The organism is Streptomyces griseiscabiei (assembly GCF_020010925.1).
Lineage (GTDB): Bacteria > Actinomycetota > Actinomycetes > Streptomycetales > Streptomycetaceae > Streptomyces > Streptomyces griseiscabiei.
This window is the reverse complement of record NZ_JAGJBZ010000002.1, coordinates 2,553,182-2,568,718: the sequence shown is the minus strand read 5'-3', so window position 1 is coordinate 2,568,718 and position 15,537 is coordinate 2,553,182. Positions and strand designations below refer to the sequence as shown.

Here is a 15,537-nt window from a genome sequence, read left to right as displayed (position 1 = left end):
TCGCTCAGTCCACCCCCATGAGCCGGCGGATCTCCGTGAACAGGGCCACCAGCGCCCGGCGTTCGGGGACGGTGGTCTCCGGGTGCCAGAGGTCGACGAGCAGACAGGTCCGGGGGCGGGTGCCCTCGTTGCGGGCCTCGTGCTCGAAGGAGTAGTCGAAGAGCAGACAGCGCCCCTCCTCCCAGGCGCGGGTCTCCCCGGCGACCGTGAGCGAGCACCCGTCGGGGATGTCCACGGCGAGATGCAGGTTGATGCTGAAGTTCCAGAGATCGCAGTGGGGTTCGACGACCGCGCCCGGCAGCAGGGTGGAGAAGTGGCTTTCGAGGAGAGGGCAGATCTTCTCCGTGTCGACGGCCGTCTCCTTCAGGATCCGGTGCGCGGTGGGTGCCGTGGCGGCCGACTCCGCGACGAGGTGCCCGTCGCGGAAGAGGTGGAGGGCCTGCCAGTTCTCCTGGCGGGTCAGATAGTGCTCGTAGTCCGAGAACGCGTCCCGGTGGGACGCCCAGGCGACCGTCAGCTCCTTCTTGATCGCCTCGTGGCCTTCCTCCAGCGCGCGGACGACGGGCACCAGCTCGGCGTGGGCACAGGGGTCGTGCCAAGGGGTCGGGGAGAGACCCGGCATGATCCACTTGGCCGCCCGCTGCAGCGGATGCCGGGTGTCCGCGCCCGGCTGCAGCATCCGTTCGACACGGGTGATCGACGCGGCGCCGTACTCGGCCCGGACGGCGGCGAAGGCGTCCTCGATCTCCGGCGTCATAGCGGTCTCCGTGCGGGTGGTCGTGGGGTGTGCTGTCGGACTAGTAGTCGGACCGGAGTGCGGGTGAGTTCCCGTGAGTTCGCGCCAATTCCCTTTTCTTCAGGGCGAGTTGATTCCCGCCACCACCCTCCGGAACCGGTCGGCCCGGCACCGGCGGGGAACCCGGCGGGAGCGCCCGCCGACCAATGGGCCATGGAGCACGAAACCCTGAGACACGTCCTGCGGGCCGCCGCGGCGCCCTCGGCGGCCTCCCTCTGCGCGCTGGCCCTGCTGGTGGCGTACACGGCGACCGGCGCGGCCGGTGACGCGCCGCCCCGGATCACGGTCGGGTACGCGCGTATCGTCCCGGCGCCCGAGGGCGCCGACTCGACCGCCGCGTACTTCGAGATCCGCAACACCGGGGCGTCGCGGGACACCCTGCTGTACGCCGACTCGACGGAACTCGGCGTCAGCGTCCTGCGCCGCACCGTCCGCCGGACCGGGACGGGCCGCACGGAACCGGCCTGGGCCGTCGACGTCCCGCCCGGCGGCACGGTCCGTATGGCGCCGGGCGGGCTCGGGGTCGTGATCCTGGACCCGCCGGTGCTGACGTCCGGACAGACCGTGCCGTACACCCTGTGGTTCCGCCGGAGCGGCCGGGTGGTGGTGCGGGCGACGGTGACCGACGCCGTACGGCAGCCATGAGGGCCGGGGGCGTCGGAGGCGACGACGGGCCGTTGCCACGGTGGCCGCGGATGGCGCTGAGCACCGGTGGGGCGGCGCGGGCGCCGGCCGCTGTGTCCCCTACGCGGCTGCCGGGGACGGCAGGTGCCGTCTCTCGGCCGAGGCGCCGCTCGCGGGCTCGGACTCCGCCTCGATCAGCAGCCGCACGAGGGTCGCCCGCGCGCGTGCCACCCGGGAGCGGATGGTCCCCACGGGGCAGCCGCTGACCTCGGCGGCCTCCTCGTAGGGCAGCCCCGCCAGTTGGGTGAGGACGAAGGCCTGGCGGCGCTCGGCGGGGAGCGCGTCCAGCAGGTCGAGCAGGGCCACGCCGTCCTCGAACCCGGGCAGTCCGGCCGGCCGGGCCCGTTCGGCGCACGTCGTCCAGTCGTCCGCGTCGGCCGACCGGGGCCGGGCGGCGGCATGGCGCAGGCTGTCGACGACCGTGCGGCGCGCGATGGACAGCAGCCAGGTGCGCGCCGAGGAGCGGCCCTCGAACCGGTGCAGACTGCCGAGCGCCCTCAGGAACGTGTCCTGCGCGAGGTCGTCGGCGAGCTGACGGTCGGAGGAGAGATGGGTGATGTAGCGGACGACATCGGGGTGCAGGGCCCGCACGAACCGGTCGAGAGCGGCCGGGTCGCCGCCACGGGCGGCCAGCGCCCAGGCGGTGGCCGACTCGTCACGGCTCGACCGGTGCGCCTCGTCGCGCGTCGTGTGCGGGACGGGCTGAACAGAAGTGATCACCTGGATGTCCTGTCGGAAGGTCCGGGATCCGGCGCGGCGGCACCCGGCGCCCGGCCGAGGACACGGACGGGCCCGACGGAAGGTGCGGCGGCGCGCGGAGGCGCGGCGGCGGCCCCGGTCGCGCCCCGGCATGCCGAACACACGGGGCGGCACGGTGGGCGCCGCGGAGACGTCCCGGAACGGGAGGGAGAGGGGAGAGGCCGTACACGTGGCGACGCGCACGACTCCGGCCCGAGGGTCTGCCCCCGGCCCGGGCACCGGCTGTGCGGTGTCCGGGGAAGAGGCGGACGGGCTCGGGACACCGGCTGTCTCGGACGACAGCGGTCCCGGCCGGGGGGCCACGGGACACGATCGTGTGGGCGAGCGCCGGCCGCGGCACCCGTACCGTGCGTTCACGCGAAGGTCCCGGACCCGGCCGGGGCGCCGGCACGGCCGTTGCGGAGGCCGGCCGCCGCAACGGCGCGGCCAGCCACCCGGCGACCGCCCGCAGCACCCGGAACGCCGCCCGTTCCCCGTGGCCCAGCCACAGCCCGCTCAACAGCGCGGCCAGGGTGTGGGCGGCGAGCATCCCGAGCGACGACGAACCGCCGTCCGTGCCGTGCCCCGGGTGGGCCGAGAGCCCCAGATGCGCGGCGGGCCCCGGATGCGCGGCGTGGCCCATGTGCGCCGCGTGGCCCACACCGCCCATGAGACCCGCAGCGCCCCCGCCGCCCGTGCCCGCTCCCCCTGCGCCGCTCATGCCGGCCGACGGGTCGGCAGACCCTCCGCCGGTCAGGGCGAAGGCACGGTGGAGCGCGCCCTGCGCCAGGACGGCGACGGACAGGACGAGGGGGAGCCCGCGTTCGCGGCCCGCCAGACACCAGCCGGCGCCGGCCGTGGCGGCGAACCCGGCGGCCGTCGTCCACCAGGGCACAGGGAAGCCCGACATCAGGAGATGGCCGAGGGCGGCGAGCAGCACGCAGACGGCCGCGAACACCACCGCCCTGAGCGTGCGCACACCCCGCCCGGCGGTCATGACGGCCTCATCCCCATGCCCGGGCCCGGCGGCCACGCCCGGTCCGGGGCGCTCGCGGGTTCACTCGGCCTCCCCGCCGGGCCGGTCCACCACCGCGAGGGCCCGTACGGCTCCGCTGTGTTCGAAGTGCAGGGTGAAGTCGACGAGGTCGCCGAACCGCCAGTCCGTGTTCACCGGCACGATCACGTCGAGGCCGGTCGGGGTCATGGCGAGGGTGCCGCCCGCCGGTACGGCGACCGAGGCCACCGTCTCGGCGACGGCGGAGGCGGTACCGGTCATACGGTGCCGGCTGAGGCTGCCGGGGCCGTCGACGTCGGCGGAGGTCACCTTCACCAGCCGGTCGGCCGAGCCACCGCTGTTGGTGACCCGGAAGAACGCCGCCGTCTGCGGGGTGTCACCGGTCGGCAGGAACACCCGGCCCTCGGTCACGGCGATGCGCGGCGGAGTGCCCGCGTTGCCGTACACGGTCCACAGGGTCAGACCGCTGAGGGCTAGGGCGCAGACGACGACGGGCGCGACGGCGGCGAGCAGGGTGTCGGTGAGACGGCGGCGCGTGGGCCGCCACGGGTCGGCGGCGCGGGCGGCCGGCCGGGGCTCCGTCGGGCGGACGGGGGCCGCCGGGGGTCCGCCGGTCATCGGGTACGGCTCCGGGTCGTGGGGCTGGGCTGCCAGGCGCGCAGCCGGAGGCTGTTGGCGACGACCAGCACCGAGCTGGCCGACATGGCCGCCGCGGCGAGCATCGGGTTGAGGAGGCCGGCCATGGCGAGCGGCACGGTGACGGCGTTGTAGCCGAACGCCCAGACGAGGTTGACGCGGATCGTGCCCAGCGTGCGCCGGGCCAGCAGGACCGCGTCCGCGAGGGCCTCGATGTCACCGCGGACGAGCGTGACGTCGGCGGCGCCGATGGCCACGTCCGTCCCCGTGCCCATCGCGATCCCGAGGTCGGCGCCGGCCAGCGCGGCGGCGTCGTTGACGCCGTCGCCGACGACCGCGACCCGGTATCCCTGTTCCTGCAGTTCCAGGACGAGTTCGGCCTTGTCCTCGGGGGTGCGGCGGGCGTGCACCTCCTCGATGCCCAGCGTGGACGCGACGGCCCGGGCGGGTGCCTCGCGGTCACCGGTGGCGAGCACCGGCCGTACGCCGAGCCCGCGCAGCCGCTCCACGGCCCGGTAGCTGCCGGGGCGGACGACGTCGCCTATCTCGATCAGCGCCTCGAGGGTGCCGTCCACGCGCACCACCACGGGGGTGCGGGCGGCGGCTTCGGCCGCCGCCAGCGCGTCGGCGAGGACGGCGGGCAGTTCGTCGCCCGGGGCGAGCACTTCGACGAGCCGCCCCTCGACCCGGCCCCTCACCCCGCGTCCCGGCAGCGCGGCGAACCCGCTGACCTCCGGCAGCCGCCGCCCGCCCGACCGGCGTCCCGCGTCGGCCTCCCGCCGCGCGTCCGGCTCCCGTCGGGCGTAGGTGACGACGGCGCGGCCGAGCGGATGCTCCGAGCCCTGTTCCACGGCCGCGGCCAGCCGCAGGACGGTGTCGCGGCCGAGGCCGTCCGGTACGACGGTGACCCTCGCGACGCTCATGTGCCCGGTGGTGAGGGTGCCGGTCTTGTCCAGGACGACGGCGTCGACGTGCCGCAGCCCCTCCAGGGCCTGCGGTCCGGTGACGAGGACGCCCAGCTGGGCACCGCGTCCGGTCGCCGCCATCAGCGCGGTGGGGGTGGCGAGGCCCAGCGCGCAGGGGCAGGCCACCACCAGGACGGCCACCCCCGCGGTGATCGCCGCCTGCGGGTCGGCGCCGGCGCCCAGCCAGAACCCGAGCGTGGTGGCGGCCAGCGCCAGCACGACCGGGACGAAGACCCCGGCCACGGTGTCGGCCAGCCGCTGGGCGCGCGCCTTCCCGGCCTGGGCGTCCGTCACCAGCCGGGTGATGCGCGCCAGTTGAGTGTCCGCGCCCACGGCGGTGGCCCGGACGAGCAGCAGCCCCCCGGCGTTGACGGCCCCGCCGACCACGGCCGAGCCGGGCCCGACCTCGACCGGTTCGCTCTCCCCGGTCACCAGGGACAGATCGACGGCGGAACTGCCCTCCGTCACCTCACCGTCGGTGGCGACCCGCTCCCCCGGCCGTACGACGAAGACCTGTCCGGACCTCAACTCCTCGATGGGGAGCAGGCGTTCGGTGCCGTCCTCGGCGCGGACCGACACCTCCTTCGCGGCGAGCCGGGCCAGCGACCGCAGGGCCGCACCGGTCCCCCGGCGGGCCCGCGCCTCCAGGTATCGGCCCGCCAGGACGAACAGCGGTACGCCGACGGCCGCTTCGAGATAGATGTGCGCCGTGCCGTCCGGGGCGGTGGGCAGGAGCGAGAACGGCATCCGCATCCCGGGGTCGCCCGCTCCGCCGAGGAAGAGGGCGTACGCCGACCAGCAGAAGGAGGCCGCCACGCCCAGCGAGACGAGGGTGTCCATGGTCGCCGCGGAGTGCCGCAGTCCCCGTACGGCCCGGACGTGGAAGGGCCGGGAGCCCCAGACGGCGACGGGCGCGGTGAGGGTGAAGCACAGCCACTGCCAGTTGCGGAACTGCAGGTCGGGCACCATCGACAGCACGAGCACGGGCACCGCGAGGAGGGCGGTGACGATCAGCCGGTCCCGCTCGGGCCGCAGGTCGTCGGCCTCGTCGGCGGCTTCGGTGTCCGCGGCCTCCGTACGCCGGGGCGGCTCGGGCACGGTGGCCGTGTAGCCGGCCTTCTCCACGGTCGCGACGAGTTCGTCCGGTCGGATGTCCGCCGGGTGGCTCACACGTGCCGTCCCCGTGGCCAGGTTGACGGTCGCCGTGACGCCCTCCAGCCTGGCGAGCTTCTTCTCGACCCGGTTCACACAGGCCGCGCACGTCATGCCGCCGACGGTCAGATCGGTGGTCACCAGGGCGGTCACGGGCTCCGCGCCCATCAGCGGCCTCCCTCGTCCATGCCGCCCATGTCCCGCATGCCGCCGGTCGCACCCATGTCACCCATGCCGCCGGAGTCCCCCGTGTTCTCCGCTCCCCCGCTGTCGCCGCCGGTGCCGGTTCCACGCATCCCGGGTGCCACGGGGCCGGCGGCGGCGCCCACGGCGTAGGACACCGTGAAGATCAGCGCCAGCAGCAGGAGGAAGCCGCAGAGCGCGGGCGGGGGAACCGCCCACCGCCGGGGCGCTCCCGCGCCGGGTAAGGGGGATTGCCGGGACTCGTCCATCAACCGCGTCTCCAGGTCACGTCGTACGGCGTCACTCGGATCGCGCCGTACCGAAGCAGTAGTCGGGACGGCCGCGAACGGAGTTCCGGAGCACGCGTGTGGCACGCGTCACAGGGGGTGGGGCGGAGGAGCGGTGCGGAGGTCAGCCGTTCGTCAGGGTTCGGACGGGGGCGCCGGCCAGGAATGCCGTGATGTCCTCCACGGCCTCCGAGTAGAAGGTGCGGTAGTTCCGCTCGGTCACGTAGCCGAGGTGGGGGGTGGCGAGGACGTTCGGCAGGGTGCGCAGGGGGTCGTCGGCCGGGAGAGGTTCGGTCTCGAAGACGTCGAGTCCGGCGCCGGCGATCCAGCCCTCCCGCAGGGCGCGTACGAGTGCCCTGCGGTCGACGATGGCGGCGCGGGAGGTGTTGACGAGGTAGGCGTGCGGGCGCATGGCGCGCAGTTCCGGCTCGTCGAGCAGGCCCCGGGTGCGGTCGGACAGTACGAGGTGGACGGAGACGAAGTCGCTGAGGCGGAGCAACTCCTCCTTGCTGTCGGCCAGTCGGGCGCCCGACTCGGCCGCCCGGTCGGCGGTCAGGTTCTCGCTCCAGGCGAGGACCTCCATGCCGAAGGCACCGGCGACCCGGGCCACCCGGGTGCCGATCCTGCCGAGGCCGAGCAGGCCCAGGGTGCGGCCGTGGAGGTCCTGGCCGACGGTGGACTGCCAGGGCCCGCCCTCGCGCAGCCCCCGGTTCTCGGCCGTGAGGTGCCGGGCGAGGCCGAGCAGCAGCGCCCAGGTCAGCTCGACGGGCGGGGTGGGGCTGCTCGCCGTACCGCACACCGTCACCCCCTGGGCCCGCGCCGCGGCGAGGTCGATCGAGGCGTTGCGCATACCGGTGGTCACCAGCAGGCGCAGCGCGGGCAGCCGACGCAGGAGTTCGGCGTCGAAGGGGGTGCGCTCCCGCATGACGACGACGATCTCGCAGTCCGCCAGCTCGGCCACGAGCCGGTCCCGGTCGGTGATGTTCTCGCGCAGGGTGCGCACCTCGACCTGGCCCGCGAGGGGGCTCCAGTCGGCCATGGTCAGGGCGGCGCCCTGATAGTCGTCCAGCACAGCGCAGTGGAGGGTCATGCGGACAGTCTGCCTCCGCCGCAGCTGCCGCGTGGGGCGGGGTGCGACGGCACTCTTGATTCAAACTTGAAGCAATAAGGGCTATCATCGACACGGATGATCTGCTTCAAATGTGAAGCACCGCCCCTGCCGTTCGCTCGCACCCCGGAGTACCCCATGCCCACCTCCCTCGGCCGCGTCGCCACCGACGCCGCCCCGCGCTACGCCAAGCAGCTCTCCTCGCACTTCGGCCGGAAGATCCCCACCGAGGAGACCCCCGACGGCGGCCACCGCCTCACCTTCCAGCAGACCGACGTCCTGCTCCAGCCCGCCGAGGACCACCTCCTGATCCGGGTGACGGCCCCCGACGCGGCCACGCTCACCACCATCCGGGACGTGGTGGGCGGCCACCTCGAACGCTTCGGCCGGCGCAACGAGTTGACGGTCGTGTGGGAGCCGCCCCGAACGCCGTGATCATCACCGGCACTGTCCTGGTGTCGGCCTCGAAAGGCCGGCAGGGTGCCCGCGATCAGTAGCTCGCGCAGCAGTACGTGGCGTACCTTCCAGGTCACCGTGCGGGGGAAGTACTCCCAGCGGATCCTCAGCGCTCTCCGCCGTGGTGTGCTTCACGATGCTCCATGTTGTGCCGACCGCCACGCTTCAGAACCGCCTGCTCGCCGAGGCGTTCCGGGTGCTGCGGCCGGGAGGGGTCTTCGTCGGCAGCGACAGTCGGCCGACGCTGCCGTTCCGGCTGCTGCACCTCGGCGACGCCATGAACGTCCTGGACCCCGGCCGGTTCCGGGAACGGCTGACCGGCGTGGATCAGCGCGGACCCCCGGGAACCGCACACGCGGTGTTGTCGCTTTCCCGCCAGCGCCGCGCGCGGGCCCGGTGCCACCGTTGATCGACGGGACACAGGGCGTACGGAAGGACTCGGGCATGGGAACAGACACGGAAGCGGGCGTACCGGCGGACGTCGCCGCGGGCGTGGTGGCGGACGCGGCGGCGGTCGAGCTGACCGAGGGCAACGACCCCCATGTGCTCTCGTCGGCGGAGGGAGCGGAATTACTGCGGGGCGCTCCCTGGTCGCGGCTGGTGATCGTCGGCGACAGTGTCGCCCAGGGCATCAGCGAGCCGCGCCCCGGCTACCGCTCGGAGCCCTGGTCGACGCTGGTGGTCGAGGCGCTCCGCGAGGTGCGGCCGGAGCTGGTCCACCTCGGCCTGGGGCAGCGCGATCTGCTGACCGCACAGGTGCGGGAGAGCCAGCTGCGGCCCGCGCTGGACTTCAAGCCGGACCTGGTGATCGCGCTGTGCGGAGGCAACGACGGCCTGCGCAAGGTCTTCGACCCGGCGGCCGCCGAGCGTGAACTCGAAGCGCTGTTCGCCCCGTTGCGCGAGACCGGCGGCACGCTGGTCACCTCCGGCTTCTTCGACATCACCGGCAACCCGCACTTCGACGCCCGGTACCGGGACCTGGCCCGTGAGCGTCTCGCCGCCCTGTCGCGGATCACCCGGTCCGTGGCGGAGCGCCTGGACGCGGTCTACGTCGACATGCAGACCCATCCGACAGGACGCGAGGAATCGGTGTGGAGCTCCGACGGCATCCACCTCAACGCCCGTGGCCAGGCCGTCCTCGGCACCGAGATCATCCGTGCCCTCGCGGCGCGGCTGACCGAGAGCGACAGGTAGCCGCACGCAGCCGATCGCCGAGGACCCCAAGGAGGACCGCTCCGTTGAGTTCGTACGAGCTGTACACCACCCCCGCCCCCACCGGCACCTGGAACGTGCCGATGGCCGGGGCGGCCCGTCTCTCCTCGGAGTACGACGGCGGGCTGGACCGGCTGCTCGCGCCGTACCAGAAGGGCAAGGACAAGCAGTGGGACGCCCTCAAAGGTCAGGAGCGGATCAGGAGCGGATCAGTACCGGTCGTTCCGTGACGCGTACGGTGTCCCGGCCGTCGACCTCGCGCGTGGTGCCGTCCAGGTGCTCGACGGCGCGGGCGCCGGTGCCGGCGCGGGTGTCGGCGGTGCCCGTGTGGGTCCAGCGGATGCGGGCCGGGCGGAGGGTGCCTCGTGCGTCGGGGGCGAGGAACGCGCACTGCCAGACGTTCTCGGGCAGGCCGATCTGGGGGCCGCGGCCGCAGGAGCGGAGTTCCGCGCCGGCCAGCCACCGTTGCAGCCGGGCGACGAACAGGGCGGCCTCGGTGGGTGGTTGGCCCTCGGCCTGGAGCACGAGGGGCAGTCCGCCGTTACCCCAGGCGTAGAAGTACATGCGCTCCAGGTTCCGGGGGCGGGCGTACAGGCCGGTCAGATAGAAGCGCACCGCGTGGTCGGCCGCGGTCTCCGCCTCCAGCGGATCGTTGAGCGTCACGGTCTGCACGGTGCCGGTGCTCCACAGCGGCAGGTGGTACCCGGCGCGGTGGAACGTCCGGTCGACGTCGCGCACCGCTTCGAGCATCGTCTCCGGCGGGTCGGTGATCCGCCGCTGGTACAGCTTGATCCCGGCCACGTCGCAGTACTGGTAGCCGCCCGCCTCGGCGAACCGCAGCAGGTACTCGTGTGCCTCGGGCGTCCACAGCTCGGTGATCGAGGGACACACCACGGTCGCGTCCCCGTCGCCCTCCCGGATGATGCGGCTCGCCCGCCGGGTCATCTCGACGAGCGTGCCGACACCGCCGTTGTAGTGGTGGTCGTGGTTGGCCATGACCCACAGTTCGTACGCGTCGATCCGGGCACCCGCGTGCCGTACGAGAGCCCGTACGAAGGCGTCCCAGTCGTCGAGGTCGTCCGGCGGCGCGGCGCGGGAGCCGTCGGGGTACGCGGCCTTCCGTGCCTCCGGGGCGGCCCAGGCGGGCGTACCGCCGAACACGAACAGCGTGGGCAGGCCTTCCCGTGCGGCGCCGTCGAGAAGCCGGTCGAGCGTGGACCAGTCGTACGTCCCGCGCGCGGGCTCCAGCTGGGCCCAGCGGGTCTCGCTGTCCCACAGTCTGAGCGCGCCGGTCCGGAAGGTGGGCATGGCCCCGCTGGAGCTGTTCATCGTCACACCGAACAGCTCCGGATCGACGGGCTTCGGTCGCTGCGCCCAGCTCGTCGCCCCGGCCGGGACACGCACGGCCGCCGCCGTCCGCGCCTCGTGCGGGGCGCTGGCGACGGCGGTGCAGAGCACGACGAACGCCGTGACGACGGCGAGGACGAGCCGTACGCTCCGGGGGCGCCGCGCCGCCACCCGACCGGTGAGGGAAGACGGGCCGACGTCCCCGACCTCCTCGGACATCGAACCGGACGCCTGCCCCTCCGCGCTCCCCGGGCCCTCCGCCTGGCCGTTGCCCGTCGCGGCCCTCCAACTTCGCAGGAGCACATTGAGTTCGTCCGCGTCTGCTCCGCACTCCTTGGCGATACGGATGACGACGTCGTAGTCCGCCGGTGTCCCCTTCCCGTTGCAGTACCGGTGAAGGGTGGAGCTGCTCGTGAAGACCCGCCGCCCCAGCTGCTGATAGCTGAGGCCACTGCGCCGCTTCAGCCCCGCCAGGACGCGGGCCAACTCCTGGGCACCCTCTGGCCCGTCCAAGCCCTTCACCCCCGTGACCTCGGCCCGCGACTCCGCTCCCAGCATTCCATGCGCGTCCCATTCCGTCTGCGACGCACCAGGTCAGCGGATCGAGGCGCGTCCCACGGCGACGTGGAACGCGAGATCACTGGCCCTCGGCCCGTACGGAACAGCACAGTTGATCTCGTCGACGACGGGCCGACGGCACCTCCGCGTCACGGATCGCATCGCATCGCACCGCTCCGCTCCGCTCCGTTCCGTTCCGTTCTTACGGCACACCCGCACACCCGCACACCGCGTCTCCACGGGGAGAAACCCATGACCATCCGTACCGCCCATGGCCGTCTGGCCACCGCCGCGCTCGGCGCCCTGGCCGCCACCACCCTGGCGATCAGCGCGACGCCGGCCTCGGCGGCCGCCTCGGACGGCTACGTCCGCGGCGCCGGTTCCATCTACGACGACTTCGGTGACGAAGGCACCCTGTCGACGTCCTCGTACGCGACGTCCAACCTGGCCTGCTTCTGGCAGAACGTCCTCTACGCCGAGGGCGCCATCGAGTCCAACGGCACCGTCGTCGACCGCTCCGACATCGACGGCGTCTTCGGCGCCAACTCCAAGGCCGCGACGAAGTCCCTGCAGAAGCGGTGGGGCCTGGCCGACGACGGCCTGGTCGGCGAGAAGACCTTCGGCGAGCTGGACGAGAAGCGGGTCCATCTCCCGGACGTCGACGGCGGCGTGTACAGCGGCAAACTGCAGTACATCGGCACCAGTTCCGAGGGCCAGATCACCGCCAGGTACCACGGCAAGCTCAAGAGCTTCGCGATGTACCGCGCCGGGGACGACGGCCGCTGGTCCTTCGTCAGCCTGCGGAACGACAACGGATCGATCTATCCCATGCGCTACAACTCCCGTACCTGCCAGTGATATCGACGGCTCGCCCCCCCTCTGCCCGGCCGCTGGGTCGGCCGACTGCGTCTCCTCGCCACGGGTGGGTCCGCGACGCCCGTGTCTCCTGACCGGTGTCGAGACCGAAACCGAAACCGGGCGCGGCCCGTGCGGAGTCCGCACGGGCCGCGCCTGCGGCGTGTCAGGCGGGCCGCCCCGTGGTCCCCCGCAGGACGAGACGCGGAGTGAGGACGACCTCGCGGGATTCCGTGCGGTTCTGGTCGAGGCGTTCCACGGCGGCGGTGACCGCGTGCCGGGCCTGTTCCTCGGCTCTCTGGCTGACGGTGGTCAGGTTGAAGCAGCTCAGCCGGGAGTGGGGGTCGTCGTCGTAGCCGGCCACGGAGACCCGGCCGGGGACGTCGACCCCGGCGCGGGCCAGGGCGGCCAGGACACCGATGGCGCACTGGTCGTTGAAGGCCACGACGGCCGTGGGCGGTTCGCCGTCGTCGAGCATCTGCCGTGCGGCCCGCTCCCCCGCCGCCTCGGTGTGGTCGCCGCGCAGCACACGGACGTACTCGCCCAGGCCGTGCCGGCGCATGGCGCCGCGGTAGCCGCGCCGCCGGTCGGTGGCGATCACGCCCTTGCCGCCGTCGACATAGGTGATCGCGCGGTGGCCCAGCTCGGCGAGGTGGTCGACGATCTGACCGACGCCGTCGTCGTCGGCCGTACGGACCACGTCCAGGGCCGCGTCGGCGATCCGGCGTCCCACCGCGATGACCGGCGCCTTGCGGTCCAGGGCGGCGAGGGTCGCGGTGGGGGCCGTCGGGCCGAGCAGGATCAGGGCCTCGCTGCGGTAGGCGAGCAGTGTCTCCACGGCCGTGTGCTCGTCGCGGGTACGCGTCTGGGTGCTGAGCACGAGGTCGTAGCCGACCTCCTCGGCCGCCATGTGGAGATGCTCGACCAGCTCGGCGTGGAAGGGGCTGTAGATGTCGATCATGACGCCCAGCAGGCGGCTGCGCCGGCTCGCGAGCACGCTGGCCGTACGGTCCACCCGATAGCCGAGGTCGGCGGCGGCCTTGAGCACCCGCTGCCGCGTCCGCTCGCTCGGGCCGGCCACTCCGCGCAGCACCAGGGACACCGAGGCGGTGGACAGGCCCACGCGCGCGGCCACGTCCTCCAGCCGGGGGCGCCTGGCCGCGCCGTTCCGATGGAGTGCGGAATCCCCGTCGCCCACCTGCGCCTCCCCTGCGGAAGTCCATCGGCGCGACACCCTTGACACGCCCACGGAACGCGTCGATAGTACCAGAACTTAAAGCGCTTTAAATTGTGCTGATGTTCCGACGAAGTCACCTCGTCGCTCCGCGGTATCCCCCACGGCCGCCGTTCCGCCCACCCTCCCAGTTGCACAGTGAGGTGCACGCATCATGAACCGCACATCGATCGCCCGCTCCCGCAGAACCGTCTCCGTCATGGCCGTGGCCGGCGCGGTCACCCTGGTCCTGGCGGGCTGTTCCAGCGGCTCCGGCGGCAAGGAGGCCGAGGAAGGCGGGGCGGACGCCGCGGCCGGCAAGGCCGACACGCCCCGAATGAAGATCGCGCTGGTCACCCACGCGCCCTCCGGCGACACCTTCTGGGACATCATCCGCAAGGGCGCCGAGGCCGCCGCCGCGAAGGACAACGTCGAGCTGGTCTACGCCAACGACGAGAGCGCCAGTGGCCAGGCGACCCTGATCCAGAACGCGATCGACCAGAAGGTCGACGGCATCGCCGTCACCCTCGCCAAGCCGGACGCCCTCAAGGACGCCATCGCCAAGGCGGAGAAGGCCGGCATCCCCGTCGTCGGATTCAACTCCGGCATGGACGTGTGGAAGGAACAGGGCCTGCTCTCCTTCTTCGGCCAGGACGAGTCGGTCTCCGGCCAGGCCTTCGGCGAGAAGCTGAACGCGACCGGCGCGAAGCACGCGCTCTGTGTCGTCCAGGTCCAGGGCCACGTGGGTCTGGAGGCGCGCTGCGCCGGGGTGAAGAAGACCTTCAAGGGCGAGACCGAGAACCTCTACGTCAACGGCAACGACATGCCCGCGACCAAGTCGACCATCTCCGCCAAGCTCAAGCAGGACTCCTCCATCGACCAGGTCGTCACCCTCGGCGCCCCGTTCGCGCTCACGGCCACGGAGTCGGTGTCGGAGTCGGACAGCGAGGCGAAGGTGGCGACGTTCGACCTGAACAAGGAGCTGACGGACGCGATCAAGGCCGGTGACATCGAGTTCGCGGTGGACCAGCAGCCCTACCTGCAGGGTTACCTGGCGGTGGACTCGCTGTGGCTCTACAAGAACAACGGCAACTACAGCGGTGGCGGCGAGGCTCCGGTTCTGACGGGTCCGGCGTTCGTGGACAAGGACAACGTGGACCAGATCGCCAAGTTCGCCGCGAAGGGCACCCGGTGATCCGCACATGACCCGTGCAACGGCACCGGCGGCGGGGTCCTCCTCGTCGCCGGACCGCGCAGCGTTCCCGTCATGGCGCTGACGGTGAACGTGTGGACCGGCGTCCTCGACGCCTGACCGTCACGCCCCTGACGGTCTCCTGACCGCCCCCCCCCTGACCGACCCCCCGGAAGGCACCCCGTCGTGAAGATCGCCCTCGACCCGTACATGATCCGCCATATACCGCTCCTCGAACTGCCCGCCGTGGTCGCCGAGTTGGGCTATGAGTGGATCGAGCTGTCCCCCCGCGAGGACTTCATCCCCTTCTTCCGTCACCCGCGTGTGGACGACGCCACCGTACGGAGGTTCCGCAAGGCCCTGGACTCCGCGGGCGTCGGGATCTCCTCCCTCCTGCCGCTCTTCCGCTGGTCCGGTCCGGACGAGGACGCCCGGCAGGCCGCCGTCCGCTACTGGAAGCGGTCCATCCAGATCTGCGCGGACCTGGGCGTGGACAGCATGATCTCCGAGTTCAACGGGCGCCCCGAGGACCCGGACCGCAGCGAGGCCCAGTTCTGGAAGTCGCTGGACGAACTCCTCCCGGTCTTCGAGCGGGAGGGCGTCAAACTGGCCCTGGAGCCGCACCCGGACGACTTCATCGAGGACGGCCACGACGCGGTGAACCTGATCCGCGGGATCAACCACCCCCACGTCGGCTTCCTCTACTGCGCCCCGCACACCTTCCACATCGGCGACGACGCCCCCGGCATCATCGAGCACGCGGGCGACCTGCTCACCCACGTCCATCTGGCCGACGTGCTGAACCACACGGCCTCCTCGGGCAATCGCTACATCGTCAATCCGCCGGGCTCGGCGGCCCGGGTCCACCAGCACCTCGACATCGGACAGGGCGAGGTCGACTTCGACGAACTCTTCCGCGCGCTGCGCGCCAACGGCTTCGACGGCACCCTCACCTCCTGCGTCTTCGCCTGGGAGGACCGCGCGAAGGAGTCGTCCGTCTTCATGCGGAAGAAGATCGACGAGTATCTGGCCAGCTGGTCTTGAGGCCACCTGGTCATGGCGCCCTGGGTCCATGAGGCCGTGGGGCCATGAGGCCCGGCGACCCGCTGACATCACACACCTCGACATTCCTCGATCTCT

General features: G+C 72.6%; 15 protein-coding genes and 1 pseudogene. 8 read left to right on the top strand and 8 right to left on the bottom strand.

Going from position 1 to position 15,537, the window contains the following annotated elements; translation table 11 throughout:
* Positions 1-4: 4 nt before the first annotated feature.
* Positions 5-757, bottom strand: a complete 753-nt coding sequence (locus J8M51_RS28495) for an aspartyl/asparaginyl beta-hydroxylase domain-containing protein (RefSeq protein WP_086761990.1) — start codon at positions 755-757, stop codon at positions 5-7.
* Positions 758-949: 192 nt separating this feature from the next.
* On the opposite strand from J8M51_RS28495, the gene J8M51_RS28490 reads away from it, so the two are divergent.
* Positions 950-1,441 (top strand): copper chaperone PCu(A)C, encoded by a 492-nt coding sequence (locus tag J8M51_RS28490; protein WP_086761988.1) that lies wholly within the window; start codon positions 950-952, stop codon positions 1,439-1,441.
* A 99-nt stretch (positions 1,442-1,540) separates the two neighbouring features.
* On the opposite strand, the gene J8M51_RS28485 is transcribed toward J8M51_RS28490, so the two are convergent.
* From J8M51_RS28485 to J8M51_RS28460, 5 genes are all read right to left on the bottom strand, one after another.
* On the bottom strand, positions 1,541-2,197 hold the full coding sequence (locus J8M51_RS28485; protein ID WP_256966178.1) for a sigma-70 family RNA polymerase sigma factor: 657 nt from the start codon (positions 2,195-2,197) through the stop codon (positions 1,541-1,543).
* A 1,078-nt stretch (positions 2,198-3,275) separates the two neighbouring features.
* Positions 3,276-3,851 carry a copper chaperone PCu(A)C gene (locus J8M51_RS28475; RefSeq protein ID WP_086761986.1) on the bottom strand — a complete coding sequence of 192 codons (576 nt, stop codon included), beginning with the start codon at positions 3,849-3,851 and terminating at the stop codon, positions 3,276-3,278.
* Complete coding sequence (locus J8M51_RS28470; protein ID WP_086761984.1) at positions 3,848-6,154, bottom strand: heavy metal translocating P-type ATPase; 2,307 nt, start codon at positions 6,152-6,154, stop codon at positions 3,848-3,850. The genes J8M51_RS28475 and J8M51_RS28470 overlap by 4 nt, the downstream gene beginning before the upstream one ends.
* On the bottom strand, positions 6,154-6,438 hold the full coding sequence (locus tag J8M51_RS28465; protein WP_086761981.1) for a hypothetical protein: 285 nt from the start codon (positions 6,436-6,438) through the stop codon (positions 6,154-6,156). Before J8M51_RS28465 ends, J8M51_RS28470 begins: the two co-directional genes overlap by 1 nt.
* A gap of 142 nt (positions 6,439-6,580) precedes the next feature.
* Positions 6,581-7,546 carry a D-2-hydroxyacid dehydrogenase family protein gene (locus J8M51_RS28460; RefSeq protein WP_179203413.1) on the bottom strand — a complete coding sequence of 322 codons (966 nt, stop codon included), beginning with the start codon at positions 7,544-7,546 and terminating at the stop codon, positions 6,581-6,583.
* Between the two features lie 156 nt (positions 7,547-7,702).
* Between J8M51_RS28460 and J8M51_RS28455 the strand changes: the two genes are divergently transcribed.
* The 4 genes and pseudogenes from J8M51_RS28455 to J8M51_RS28440 form a co-directional block, all read left to right on the top strand.
* Complete coding sequence (locus tag J8M51_RS28455; protein ID WP_086761979.1) at positions 7,703-7,999, top strand: DUF2218 domain-containing protein; 297 nt, start codon at positions 7,703-7,705, stop codon at positions 7,997-7,999.
* 169 nt (positions 8,000-8,168) lie between these two features.
* Positions 8,169-8,429, top strand: a complete 261-nt coding sequence (locus tag J8M51_RS28450) for a hypothetical protein (RefSeq protein ID WP_398857025.1) — start codon at positions 8,169-8,171, stop codon at positions 8,427-8,429.
* A 35-nt stretch (positions 8,430-8,464) separates the two neighbouring features.
* Complete coding sequence (locus tag J8M51_RS28445; RefSeq protein WP_086761977.1) at positions 8,465-9,214, top strand: SGNH/GDSL hydrolase family protein; 750 nt, start codon at positions 8,465-8,467, stop codon at positions 9,212-9,214.
* Between the two features lie 44 nt (positions 9,215-9,258).
* Positions 9,259-9,417, top strand: a pseudogene (locus tag J8M51_RS28440) (aminobenzoate oxygenase); the annotation flags it as partial.
* A gap of 13 nt (positions 9,418-9,430) precedes the next feature.
* Here J8M51_RS28440 and J8M51_RS28435 read toward each other — a convergent pair.
* Positions 9,431-11,092, bottom strand: coding sequence for a helix-turn-helix domain-containing protein (locus tag J8M51_RS28435; protein WP_267299559.1), 1,662 nt, complete (start codon positions 11,090-11,092; stop codon positions 9,431-9,433).
* Positions 11,093-11,389: 297 nt separating this feature from the next.
* Between J8M51_RS28435 and J8M51_RS28430 the strand changes: the two genes are divergently transcribed.
* Entirely contained in the window at positions 11,390-11,995 is a 606-nt protein-coding gene (locus tag J8M51_RS28430) for a peptidoglycan-binding domain-containing protein (RefSeq protein ID WP_107473655.1), read from the top strand.
* A gap of 163 nt (positions 11,996-12,158) precedes the next feature.
* Here J8M51_RS28430 and J8M51_RS28425 read toward each other — a convergent pair whose 3' ends face one another.
* Positions 12,159-13,190, bottom strand: coding sequence for a LacI family DNA-binding transcriptional regulator (locus tag J8M51_RS28425; protein WP_256963994.1), 1,032 nt, complete (start codon positions 13,188-13,190; stop codon positions 12,159-12,161).
* A gap of 190 nt (positions 13,191-13,380) precedes the next feature.
* Here J8M51_RS28425 and J8M51_RS28420 point away from each other — a divergent pair, with 190 nt between their 5' ends.
* Both J8M51_RS28420 and J8M51_RS28415 read left to right on the top strand, forming a co-directional pair.
* The gene (locus tag J8M51_RS28420) at positions 13,381-14,400 is read left to right on the top strand and encodes a sugar ABC transporter substrate-binding protein (protein WP_086751440.1); all 1,020 of its coding nucleotides are present in this window, start codon (positions 13,381-13,383) and stop codon (positions 14,398-14,400) included.
* 183 nt (positions 14,401-14,583) lie between these two features.
* On the top strand, positions 14,584-15,441 hold the full coding sequence (locus tag J8M51_RS28415) for a sugar phosphate isomerase/epimerase family protein (protein ID WP_086751438.1): 858 nt from the start codon (positions 14,584-14,586) through the stop codon (positions 15,439-15,441).
* Positions 15,442-15,537: the final 96 nt, after the last annotated feature.